The organism is Chryseobacterium sp. MA9 (assembly GCF_024399315.1).
Taxonomy (GTDB): domain Bacteria; phylum Bacteroidota; class Bacteroidia; order Flavobacteriales; family Weeksellaceae; genus Chryseobacterium.
On the sequence record NZ_CP075170.1, the window covers coordinates 2218129 to 2230067 of the forward strand.

Here is an 11939-nt window from a genome sequence, read left to right on the forward strand (position 1 = left end):
ATGTTAACTTTTATTCTAATAGGAAAATGGAATCCCATTGTATTGAAGAACTGTTGTTTAATAAGCTATCGGCAAAAAAGACTCCTATTCCTGCTATTCCATCTAAAAGTCCTAAAGCAGGTTGCTTATCACCTGTACCTGTATTCTTTAAATAACCAGCCAGCCCTTTCTCTTCAGTAGAAAGAGACAAAGTGAGTTGAGTAAATTTTTTATATAATTCCAAAAATCTGCTATCTTCAGTTATTAAGTGCCATTTTTTATGATAATAAGCTACGGAAATGGTTCCGTGACAAAATCCCGGATCACAACTTTCTTCATGTAATAACGCTGTCCCAAGCGAATCTCTCTTCAATGTGGATAAAGCTATTTCCTTAGAAATATTAATTAAACTTTCATCATTTAATGTCTTTCCGGCTTTATAAAGTCCATAAGAGACTGATTGATCTCCATAGCACCAGCCTAAATGAATATTGTAAAGTGCCGTTTTTTTGTTCACCGCTATGCTGGGAAATAAGCAAAATCCGTCTTCCTGTTCATTTTTAAACAATAAAACTGTCTTTACACTGCTTTCTAAAGCGTGCTTTACTTTCTTGTTATCGGGGAAAACTTCTAAAAACTTTGAAAATAATAAAATAAATGAAATATGTCCGTGTGCAAGGCCAAGATTTGTTTTGTGCAAATCTGTTGAAGCTTGCTCAATATCTTTAACTTCTAATGCTTTTCTATAATCCCGTTCTACTATTTCTGATAGTTTTTCAAATAAGATTATAATTTTTTCTGAATAGATTTCTTTCTTTTCTCTGGAAAGAAAATAATGGGCAAGACCGGAAACTCCATGAAGAAAATCTACCTGCTCCATGATGTAGTCACTTTCGATATTATCTATGTAGGAGAGAAAATGATCAACAGTATCTAATAATATTTCATCGAATGTTTCAAGAGCTTCGGAAAAATCAATATTGATATCTCCAGACTTTTCTAAAAAATTCAACATATATGCTATTCCTGCAAGTCCCAAGCAATAAGTTTTAGGAATGGTCTCTTCACCTTCATTTAGTTTTTCAAAAATAACATTAAGTACCTCTTCTATTTTAGTCAAATATTTTGGGTCGTTAGTATGTTTATATAACACATAATAGAAGATAGGAATACCACTAATTCCTGTAAGTAAAGAAAGATCTGAAATATAAGGTTCTTTATGCCAGTTTTGGTTTATTACACTTTCTATCTCTAATAATTTATTCTCTATAATCATTACGCTTTTATAATACAAGCTCTATAAAATTATAGAGCTTGTTGGTTAATAGTTTTTATCCCGTGTTTAGTTTGCAGGCTCTATACAGTTGTTAGTTTTTGAAGGTCCATCACCTCCATTAGTACACCAACAACAAGTAAAATCATTCCAAGAGCTGCTTGCAGAAGCTTTACCTCCGTTAATAGAAGCAGACTGTTCTTTTGTTAATTTTACAACTCTCTCTTTGTTTAATGATAATTTTTTTTGTTTCATGATAAAAAATTTAATAGTTCTAGTTTTTAAATTCTATAATTAGCTACAAGCAAAGCATTCAGATACAGCACAAGTATTCCAAGAATCTTTTGTACCATCACCTCCAGTACAAAGTCCACAAGTAAAATTATGTCTTGTACTTACTGCTAGTTCCTTCCCACCTTTTATACTGGAAGATTGAAGATCTGTCAATTTGCTAACTTTCTCTTTGTTTAATTTTAATTTTTGTTTCATAATGTGAAAATTTAATTGTTAATTTTAATAATTAAAGTCGACTTTATATAGTTATTTGATCCGGATAAATTTAATTAGGATATACAATTACTCGATTGAGCTCAACAGGGTTATTGTATTTCTTTATATTTCTTCGTAAAGATTCATTGATTTCCCTCATATTTACAGCATTGACTTTTGTACCATCATTCAAAAAGAATTCTTCATTTTTAGAATCACCAACACTATTTTGAATAAAATTTACCGGGGATTCATAAAATTTGATCTTTGTACTTTTGTATTTCTCCCATTCAACAGCAACTGCCTGTTGCTTGGATATTTCTATAAATTGATTTTCTTTTTTTCCATTGTATTTTTCAGACTTTACCAATTCAAATCTATAATTCCCCTTATCATCATGGAGCTCCACAATTAAACCAGGTAATCCATGAAATTTATATGGACCTTCCTGAAAAGGGATTTCTGTCGTAAACCAAGCTGTCCAGGTTCTCCCTCCCCAATTAGTTATGGCCTTTTGCAAAAGCAATTCTTTTATTTTCTTTTTTTCAGCAGTCAATTTCCAGTTTTGGAAATCTTTTGTTTGTAATTTTAGAATCGTATTTTCCAATAAGTCATATTCATCATAATTATTGTCTCCAATTCTATGGGTGATAATGGTTGAAGTATTTAACTTCATATTTTTTGGAAAAGGGATATTATTGTTGATTAAAGAGTCTGCAATAAAAAAGTCTCTTGTATAATACAGCACTTCACTTTTATTAATGTCTAAAAGATAATTCTCTTTTGTGGTAAGATTTGAAGTTGAGTCCTTTTTGTATTCAACATCATATACAAACCTTTGTGTTTGAGAATTGGCGAAAAAAAATGATAATAACATTAATAAAAAACTATTCCTGATATGATTTTTCATTTATAAATTTTTGTTCTTCTTCTGATAATAAAATGCTGTTGTTTTGCTTTTCCAGCTTAGGAATGTTCTCCCATATTCTTTTAGTTAAGTCAATCTTTTTCTCAAGACCGGTTGTTTCTGTCTGAGTAAACTTTTGAAAGATTATTTCTCTGCTAAAGCTATTTTTTTGCTTCTTTCCATCATATGTACAATAACTAAAACCTTTGGTTCCTGAAATAGAAGGAACATACTTGCCGTTTATTTTGTAAAAATCATAGTAGGTAACACCGTTTCCGACTTTGAATTCGTACTCTAATCCATTTTTAGTTTTTACTTTATAAGATGGATACTTGCTTTGATCATATTGCAGCTCATAATGAATAATGGTTTTATCCATTTTTTGATACACAATTGTTCCTGTCACCTCTATTTCCGGGTTACTTATTTTATATACAATAGTCTGTTCATCATTAGAATCATCAACAATTCTGCCTGAAAACTTTGCATCTTTTGTCTTGAAATAATAATTAACCCGGGCTAGTTCGTAGTTGAAAAAAATATTCCCAACAAAATCTTTGGACTGATTCAAAGATTGTCCTTTGCAAAAATCATTTTCGGAAATAGTGGATTTGAAATATTTTACAGAATCTATTTCCATTTGGATGAAATTATCAAACCTTTTATTGAATGCGTCCTTATAATTGTAGGTATTGGATTCCATCCAAAGTTTACCATTGGTTATCAGAAGGAAGCTTAAATTATCATCATCGCTGTTTTTTTGTCTGTAAAGCACATCATATAGAGAGCGCTGATCATAATATCGTTTCTCATAATTTTTTAAAACATCTGAAAAGATCTTCTTGATATCAATATTGATTATTTTAACCTCTTCAATATCTTTATATAATGGTTTTAATTTTATAGTTGAATTATAATTGGCCAATTTTTCCGTTTGATAACCTGAGGCTGAAACCTCCAGATTGTTTGAATTTTCAGGCAGCAAAATGAAACCATCATCATTGCTATATAACACCGTGTTTGATAAAATAATCCTTGCGTGTGGAACTGGATTTCCGCTTTCTGAATCTACAATTTTTAACTTCAAAGATTGTGCATGAAAAAATCCTAAAATTAAAAAGAGAAGAAGGATAGTGTAGAATTTTGCTTGTGTCATGTTTACTCGTTTCGATTGCAAACATACACAGTTATAATCAGGAACAAAAAAACTTAAATATAGATTTATAAATTTATAGATTTGATATATAAATCTATACCTTACAATGGCTATAATTCATTAAAATCAGCTAACAAAAAATTAATCATTATATTGATTTTCAATTAGATAAAATAAAAAAACACATGATATCAACAAAAGAATATCATTTACAAGAAAAAAGAAACTTTTAAAAGATAAAAATGATGAGTTATTCCTGAGATTGATCAATTTCTTTGATATAAGTCCTCAAAATGGTTCCTGTTTTTTTTCGGAAAGCGGAAGCAAAAGCCTGCTCATTATTGTAACCTAATTCTTCGGCAACAACAGTTAACTTATAAGAACGGAATTTTTTATCCTGTACTAATCTGTTCAAAGCATAGTCTATTCGAAGATCATTAAGATAAGAAGCAAAGTTCTTTTCTTTATAAGTATTCACCACATCGGATAAGTATGCAGAATTTGTTTTAAAATCTTTTGCAAGACTGCTTAAAGTAATTCCTTTTTGTAAAAATAATTCGTTGTTCTCAAATCGTTCTAATTCCTTCAGAATCTTTTGTACAGTATTCTCTGATATATTTCTAATAACAGATTTCTCAATTTTTGAAGCGGTCTCAATTTTAGAAGGAATAAAATCTTTCCTTTCTTCTTTTTCCTCTATTTCTGATTTCTTTTCATTAATAGATTTTATTAAATCCTGCGCTATTTTTCGATATTTCTTTTCTGATTTTTTAGATTTATAAAAGAAAAAGCCTACAGCAATGAGAGCCAATAGTAAAATGCCTAAACCGGAAAACAAAAAATATTTCTTTTTTTCTAAATCATTGATAATATTTTCTTTTTCTTTTAAGAGTTTGGGGGCATCGTATTTTCTTGGCAGTTCTCGCGATACGTATTTAAACTGAGAATCAAGAATCTTATCAACGGTCAGGAATCTTTCAATATAATAAAGTTGTTTTTCCTTGTCTTTTTTCTCTTTGTAATAATCTACAAGATAAGTGTAAACATCACGAAGCTCAGGAAAAGTATTATTTGTTTTTTGAATAATAGAATCAATTTTAACGAAATTTTCTACAGCTTCATCTTTTTTATTTGATTTTAAATATGATTCTCCTAAATACAACATGGTATAATTAGCATCAAAATCAAGATTATTCTTTAAAAAATATTTTTTACAGATTTCTAAGTTTGATATAGCATTGTGGTAATTTTTAGTTTCAAAATTATATCTGCCCAACAAGATTAAATACTTGTTATATCTTATTTCTGCCTTATTTTTTGATGCATCATTTAGTCCATCTTTTATGAGTTTTAATGCTTTATCATACTCATAAATGTCAATATATGCATCTGCCAAACTTATTTGAATGTGTTCAATATCTTGGGGAGTTAAAAATTCAGGATGTCCGTAATAGTATTCCAGAACCTTTACGGTCTCTTTATGTTTTCCAATATATCCATTGAGATAAGCAATTTGAAGATCAGCGATAGCAATCTGTCGTTTGTTGTTATTTTCCTTGGCATGGCTTAACGCGATTACAAAATTATCCAACGCTAATTTTTCGTTATCATAATCAAAATACAGTTTGCCTCTTAGCAGATAGATACGGGCAGGATATCTATTATCATGCAGTTTATTACTAATGGATTCTAAACTATCTATGTATTTTAGGGAGGCGGCTAAGTTCTGATTATACTGCATGAATACATACCCTTCAGCAATATTATTGATGATCATTTCTTTCTTGGCCTTTTTCAAGTAGTATTCAGCAATTATTTTAGATTCTTTAATTTTGTTATTATCCTTGTAATTGTAGAATTTTTCTTCTAATTCTAAATAGTCATATTTAGACAAAGTATCAATTAAAACTTTATTTTGAGAATAATATTGGTTATATGCTAATAAAAGAAAGAAAAAATATTTTAGGCTTTTCATAAACTAAAGTATGCGGTACAAAAATATCCATTTTATTGATCACAAGTAATATAATAAAAACTAATTTTACTATTATAAGTGAAATTTATTTTTTAATGCTATAATTAAAGTTATCATTCCAAAAAAAAAATCAATTTACAATACTCAAATCTTTATCAATAAAAAACTATAGATTTATAAATTTATAGTTCTAGTTCCAGCAGGATTCGAAAAATATCATTTTATTTGCAGAATTAAATAAGTTAAAAATTTCAAAATGAAGAAGAACATTAATGAGAAAAAGCTTTCGCTTAACAAAGTAAAAATCTCAAAAATTATCAATTTAAATTCTATCAAAGGAGGAAAAGGTTTAGAAGAAAAGATTAGGACTTGTGCTTTTCCAGATAATGCTAGTAAGGATCCACAGCAGCCAATCAAAATTTAATCAAAAAATTCTTGAATTTTACCTCGGGGAAGAAGAGTTAAGATTTGAAAAGACATAGCGCTTTTCTTCGAAATAAAAAATTATTTCCAGTAATACCCAGTGGGCTTGCCCCGAGGTTGTTTATCCTAATATCAAATGAAAATATATATATTTATTTTTCTTTCACTATCCTTAGGTGCGCAAAAAACAAATTTAGCCCCTTCTGTATCTGCTACTGATCATTATTTTGGCACTAAAATCATTGATGATTACAGAAATCTAGAAAATTTAAAGGACTCTGCAACCGCTCAATGGATGAAATCGCAGACAGATTACGCCAATTTTTTGATTAATAAAATCCCTAATAGAGATTATTACCTTAAAAAACGCTTAGAATTTGACAAAAGGCAGGGGTATTCAGTATCTGATTTAGAAATAACTGATAATGATAAATATTTTTATCTGAAAAAAAGTTCTGAAGAGAGAACTGCAAAAGTTTACTATCGAAATGGTTTTAACGGGACGGAACAGTTACTGTATGATCCTGATAGTTTCATATCCTCTTTTAAAGATTCTTCAGGTAAATCTAAACATCAATTTTTAGTCAATCTATTAAGTCCCAGTTGGGACGGAAGCAGATTGGCTATCTCATTGACTGAAGATGGCAAAGAAATCTCTCAAGTTATTGTAATAGATGTTGAGAATAAATATGTTCACCCAGAAGTCGTAACTAATACCAATCCTTCCAGCATTGGAGGTATTAAATGGTTACAGGATAATTCGGGTTTTTTTTATGTTTATTATCCTGTAATTGACAGTAATTCTAAAGATTATGTAAAAAATGTTCAGACAATCTTATATAGAATAGGTGAAGATCCAAAAAAGCTGAATAATGTATTTTCCAGATCTAATAATCCTAATCTAAATATAGAGGAAAATACATACCCGGCTATTATGGCATTTAATGCCGATGACAAGTATTATGTAGGAAATTTGGTAGATTCAGAAGACTTTAGGAGAACATTTATTATCAGTAAGCAAGACTTATTAAATGGTAAAAAAAATTGGAAACCTTTATATACGAAAGAAGATAAAATACCATCTATGCGGTTAGCTGGAGATGATATCTATTTTTTATCCGGCTATAATAATACTTTGAATTACAAACTCTGTAAGACCAGCGCTAAGAATCCAAATTTCAAAAATCCGCAAGTATTGGTGCCTGAAATGGCAGATGAAGTGATTACAGGATATGCTGTAACGAAAGATGGAATATATTATACAAGAACAAAAAACGGGGTAGAAGCAAAATTATATTTGTACAAAGATGGCAAAGAACACAATATAAAAACCCCATTTGTATCCGGAAATATATATCTGGAAGCGAAAGGCAAAGATTTTTCGGATATATGGATTAGCTGTTCAGGCTGGGCAAATGATGAGCAGAGATTTAAATATAACCTGCGAAAGAGTGAATTTACCCCAGAAAATATTGCGCCGATCATTGATTATCCAGAATTCAAAGATATTGTAGTTGAGGAAATTACGGTAAAGTCTCATGATGGCGTAGAAGTTCCATTATCTTTAATTTACAATAAAAACATTAAAAAGAATGGGGAGATTCCAATTCTTATGAATGGTTATGGTGCGTACGCAGAATCATATTCTCCATACTTTTCTATTAGTTACCTATTGTGGGCAAATCAAGGAGGAATTGTTGCTGTTCCGCACGTAAGAGGTGGTGGAGAAAAAGGAGAACAATGGCATATTGATGGACAAAAATCTAAAAAATCAAATTCGTGGAAAGACTTGATTGCCTGTACTGAATACTTAATTAATAAAAATTATACATCCCCAAAGAAAGTAGCCATCCTAGGAGGAAGCGCAGGCGGAATATTAATGGGAAGAGCAATGACCGAAAGGCCAGACCTTTTCGGTGCGGTAATTATAGAATCAGGAGTTCTAAATACTTTGAGAAACGAGTTTGGAGGCGTAGGAAAATCTGCGGCTCAAGAATATGGTAATCTAAATAATTCTGCTGATTTTAAAGGGCTATTGGAAATGGATGCTTACCATCATATTAAAAAAGGAGTAAAATATCCCGCAACTCTAATCACATCCGGAATCAACGATCCCAGAGTGTCTCCTTGGATACCTGCAAAATTTGTCGCCAAATTATTAGCGAATAATTCTTCCAACAATCCTATTTTATTGAAAATAGATTATGCCGGAGGCCACGGAGGCGATATACCAACAGCACAGCGATACGCTAATATTGGAGATATTTTTGCGTTCGCACTGTGGCAGTTAGGAGTATCAGATTATCAGCCAATCGGAGATATTACTAAATAAAGCGTATTTCTCTATAGGAAAGCTTGATAAAAACGCTAAAAAAAGAAAAACCCCATAAACAATGTTTATGGGGTTTTTCTATATGTTATTAATTGTTCTGAATCAACAATTATTTTACTTCTTCGAAGTCTGCATCCTGTACATCTTCAGCACCAGCGTTTCCACCAGCGTTCTGAGCTCCTGCACCTGCATCAGCACCCGGCTGTTGACCAGCTGCATATAATTCTTCAGAAGCTGCCATCCATGCTGCGTCTAAAGCTTCAGTTTTAGCTTTTACATCATCAACATTTTTAGCTTCAAAAGCTGTTTTTAATTCTGTGTGAGCTGCTTCGATTGCTGCTTTTTTGTCAGCAGAAAGTTTTTCACCGAATTCTTTCAATTGTTTTTCAGTCTGGAAGATCAATCCGTCAGCTTTGTTGAAGATTTCAACTTCTTCTTTTCTCTTAGCATCTGCTGCAGAGTTTTCCTGAGCTTCTTTCTTCATTCTTTCGATTTCTTCGTCAGAAAGACCTGAAGATGCCTGAATTTTGATAGACTGCTCTTTACCAGTTCCTTTATCTTTAGCAGATACACTTAGGATACCGTTAGCATCAATATCGAATGTTACTTCAATTTGAGGAACTCCTCTTGGTGCTGGTGGAATATCCTGAAGATCGAATCTACCGATTTCTTTGTTATCGTTGAACATAGATCTTTCACCCTGTCCTACTCTGATGCTTACAGCCGGCTGGTTGTCAGAAGCTGTAGAGAATACTTCAGATTTTTTAGTTGGGATCGTAGTATTCGCTTCAATTAATTTTGTGAATACAGAACCCATTGTTTCGATACCTAAAGAAAGTGGAGTAACGTCAAGTAGCAATACGTCTTTTACATCACCTGTCAATACACCTCCCTGGATAGCTGCACCAATAGCTACAACCTCATCCGGGTTCACTCCTTTAGATGGTTTTTTACCGAAGAATTTTTCTACTTCCTCCTGGATGATCGGGATTCTTGTAGAACCACCTACCAAGATTACTTCGTCAATATCAGAAGTTGACAGACCAGCATCTTTTAATGCTTTAGCAACAGGCTCCATAGATCTTCTTACAAGATCAGCAGATAATTGCTCGAATTTAGCTTTTGTTAAAGTCTTCACTAAGTGTTTTGGACCTGTAGCAGTAGCTGTGATATAAGGTAAGTTGATCTCAGTCTGAGGAGAAGAAGATAATTCAATTTTAGCTTTTTCAGCTGCTTCTTTCAATCTTTGTAATGCAATTGCATCGGATTTTAATTCAACACCTTCTTCAGCTTTGAACTCATCAGCCATCCAGTTGATGATCACATCATCAAAGTCATCACCTCCTAAGTGAGTATCACCATTTGTAGATAATACTTCGAATACACCATCTCCTAAATCAAGGATAGAGATATCGAAAGTACCACCACCAAGGTCATATACTGCGATTTTCTGATCTTTATGGTTTTTATCAAGACCGTAAGCTAACGCTGCAGCTGTAGGTTCGTTGATAATTCTTTCTACTTTAAGACCTGCGATTTCACCAGCTTCTTTGGTAGCTTGTCTCTGTGCATCGTTGAAGTATGCAGGAACAGTGATTACCGCTCTTGTTACTTCCTGTCCAAGATAATCTTCAGCAGTTTTCTTCATTTTCTGAAGTGTCATTGCAGAAATTTCCTGTGGTGTATATTCTCTATCGTCGATTTTTACTTTTACAGTATCGTTTGGTCCGGCAACCACTTTATAAGGTACTCTTGTGATTTCAGAAGCATCATCTTTAAAGTGTGTTCCGATAAATCTTTTGATAGAGTAAACAGTTTTTGTTGGATTCGTTACAGCCTGTCTTTTTGCAGGATCACCTACTTTTCTTTCTCCGTCTTCTGTAAAAGCTACGATAGAAGGAGTAGTTCTTTTACCTTCTGCGTTAGGAATAACAACAGGGTCTTTTCCCTCCATTACAGCAACACAAGAGTTGGTTGTTCCTAAGTCAATTCCAATTATTTTACTCATAATATTTTATATTTTTTTCTATTTTTAATTTAATTTACACTCTCAATTTCTCAATATCTGTACCATTCAAAGAAATATGACAAAATGACACAATAAAAATAAAAACCCCGATAAAATCGAGGCTTTGTATAATTTAATATGGAAATATTTTCATTATTTTTTGATAAACTTCATTGATTTTACGAAGTCTTTGCCATTATAAGTTCTTACATAATAAACACCACTGACAAAATTTTTCACATCAATTTTATCTGTCTCATTTTTAATAAATGCTTTTTTTACAAGTCTTCCTTCAGCGTTGAAAATCTCCACTTCATTAATAGGTGCCAATGGAGAAGCAATGGAAATATACTGTGTAGTAGGATTAGGGAAAAGATTAATAGAGTTTACTTTTTCCACTTCATTTACTGATAAGAAAGCACAAGCATTGGAATTAAGTAGGCTCGCTCTCGGACCAGCCATAGTATTGATCTTGATTGTTTTCTGATCATTAGTAAAAAATGCCATTTCTGTATCTGTCACATAATCCATAAAATTCATGAACATGGCACCGTTTGCAGTAGGATTACACATAAAACCGTTATCTGGAAAAACATTACCCCCATAATGGGCATCATTAATAGCAGGAGTATCTGCACAGCCATCATCATTATCCGGTGTTCCACATGCACTGCCATCTTCTCCCCATGGGTGAAGCAATCCGAAATAATGTCCTATTTCATGCGTTGCAGTTCGTCCTCCATTATAAGGAGACACAGCAGCTCCTGTAGTTCCGAAGTATTTATAGCCAATGGCAAGTCCGTCCTCCGGAAATCCTGCTGCATCAGGCAGGTAAGCCCAGCCCAAATAAGGATTAGGCATATCCCCTACCCATATATTTAGATATTTAGTAGGATCCCAGGCTGTAAGGCCAGTTGATAAATAATATTGGTTAGCAAAATCAAAATTTGAAGCCACTGATTTTCTTTCTATTCCTGTAGTAGAAGCTCCTGTAGGCGTTTTTGTTGCCATACAGAATGTCAGCTCCATATCTGCAGCATAAGGTTTGAAGACATCAGGAACTACAGAACTAAAATTAGGATTCAATTTTCTGAAATCATTATTTAAAATAGCAATCTGTGATGCAATCTGAGCATCGGAAATATTCTGCGCAGCACTTCCATAAAGAACATGCACTACAACAGGAATCGTAATCACAGTCTGACCATTTTTAGCCATTGTATTAGCAGCAGCATTTTTACTGGTTAAATAATTTCGTAAATCTTCTTTTTTTGCCAAAGCCTGTGGATTCCTTGCATAAAATTCCTTCATTTTCAAATCAGTAGCACATTCTCTCTGACCAAATACATTAGCCATCAGAAAGCCGGCTGTCAATAATAAAACTTTTTTCATATAAA

Annotated in this window: 10 protein-coding genes; 2 read left to right on the plus strand and 8 right to left on the minus strand. The window is 32.3% G+C overall.

Features of this window, described 5'->3' with window-relative positions:
• Positions 1–10: 10 nt before the first annotated feature.
• From KIK00_RS10025 to KIK00_RS10050, 6 genes are all read right to left on the minus strand, one after another.
• Positions 11–1255 carry a lanthionine synthetase LanC family protein gene (locus KIK00_RS10025; RefSeq protein ID WP_255816414.1) on the minus strand — a complete coding sequence of 415 codons (1245 nt, stop codon included), beginning with the start codon at positions 1253–1255 and terminating at the stop codon, positions 11–13.
• Positions 1256–1321: 66 nt separating this feature from the next.
• Positions 1322–1507: a class I lanthipeptide gene (locus KIK00_RS10030; RefSeq protein ID WP_255816415.1), complete on the minus strand. Its 186-nt coding sequence runs from the start codon at positions 1505–1507 to the stop codon at positions 1322–1324.
• Between the two features lie 39 nt (positions 1508–1546).
• Positions 1547–1741, minus strand: coding sequence for a class I lanthipeptide (locus KIK00_RS10035; RefSeq protein WP_255816416.1), 195 nt, complete (start codon positions 1739–1741; stop codon positions 1547–1549).
• Between the two features lie 70 nt (positions 1742–1811).
• A complete protein-coding gene (locus KIK00_RS10040; RefSeq protein WP_255816417.1) occupies positions 1812–2651 on the minus strand; it encodes a GLPGLI family protein in 840 nt (279 codons plus the stop codon).
• Positions 2629–3804 carry a carboxypeptidase-like regulatory domain-containing protein gene (locus KIK00_RS10045; RefSeq protein WP_255816418.1) on the minus strand — a complete coding sequence of 392 codons (1176 nt, stop codon included), beginning with the start codon at positions 3802–3804 and terminating at the stop codon, positions 2629–2631. The genes KIK00_RS10040 and KIK00_RS10045 overlap by 23 nt, the downstream gene beginning before the upstream one ends.
• Before the next feature lie 250 nt (positions 3805–4054).
• Positions 4055–5779: an AraC family transcriptional regulator gene (locus KIK00_RS10050; protein WP_255816419.1), complete on the minus strand. Its 1725-nt coding sequence runs from the start codon at positions 5777–5779 to the stop codon at positions 4055–4057.
• 256 nt (positions 5780–6035) lie between these two features.
• Between KIK00_RS10050 and KIK00_RS10055 the strand changes: the two genes are divergently transcribed.
• Positions 6036–6203 carry a hypothetical protein gene (locus tag KIK00_RS10055; RefSeq protein WP_255816420.1) on the plus strand — a complete coding sequence of 56 codons (168 nt, stop codon included), beginning with the start codon at positions 6036–6038 and terminating at the stop codon, positions 6201–6203.
• 135 nt (positions 6204–6338) lie between these two features.
• Positions 6339–8534: a prolyl oligopeptidase family serine peptidase gene (locus tag KIK00_RS10060; protein ID WP_255816421.1), complete on the plus strand. Its 2196-nt coding sequence runs from the start codon at positions 6339–6341 to the stop codon at positions 8532–8534.
• A 109-nt stretch (positions 8535–8643) separates the two neighbouring features.
• Here the strand turns inward: KIK00_RS10060 and dnaK are convergent, their stop codons facing one another.
• Together dnaK and KIK00_RS10070 are read right to left on the minus strand one after the other, a co-directional pair.
• Positions 8644–10542, minus strand: a complete 1899-nt coding sequence (dnaK, locus tag KIK00_RS10065; protein WP_255816422.1) for a molecular chaperone DnaK — start codon at positions 10540–10542, stop codon at positions 8644–8646.
• Positions 10543–10695: 153 nt separating this feature from the next.
• Entirely contained in the window at positions 10696–11934 is a 1239-nt protein-coding gene (locus KIK00_RS10070) for a T9SS type A sorting domain-containing protein (protein ID WP_255816423.1), read from the minus strand.
• Positions 11935–11939: the final 5 nt, after the last annotated feature.

Coding starts and splice junctions, on each gene's coding strand:
- KIK00_RS10025 (WP_255816414.1), bottom strand. CDS start 1,255: ATGATTATAGAGAATAAATTATTAGAGATAGAAAGTGTAATAAACCAA.
- KIK00_RS10030 (WP_255816415.1), bottom strand. CDS start 1,507: ATGAAACAAAAAAAATTATCATTAAACAAAGAGAGAGTTGTAAAATTA.
- KIK00_RS10035 (WP_255816416.1), bottom strand. CDS start 1,741: ATGAAACAAAAATTAAAATTAAACAAAGAGAAAGTTAGCAAATTGACA.
- KIK00_RS10040 (WP_255816417.1), bottom strand. CDS start 2,651: ATGAAAAATCATATCAGGAATAGTTTTTTATTAATGTTATTATCATTT.
- KIK00_RS10045 (WP_255816418.1), bottom strand. CDS start 3,804: ATGACACAAGCAAAATTCTACACTATCCTTCTTCTCTTTTTAATTTTA.
- KIK00_RS10050 (WP_255816419.1), bottom strand. CDS start 5,779: ATGAAAAGCCTAAAATATTTTTTCTTTCTTTTATTAGCATATAACCAA.
- KIK00_RS10055 (WP_255816420.1), top strand. CDS start 6,036: ATGAAGAAGAACATTAATGAGAAAAAGCTTTCGCTTAACAAAGTAAAA.
- KIK00_RS10060 (WP_255816421.1), top strand. CDS start 6,339: ATGAAAATATATATATTTATTTTTCTTTCACTATCCTTAGGTGCGCAA.
- dnaK (WP_255816422.1), bottom strand. CDS start 10,542: ATGAGTAAAATAATTGGAATTGACTTAGGAACAACCAACTCTTGTGTT.
- KIK00_RS10070 (WP_255816423.1), bottom strand. CDS start 11,934: ATGAAAAAAGTTTTATTATTGACAGCCGGCTTTCTGATGGCTAATGTA.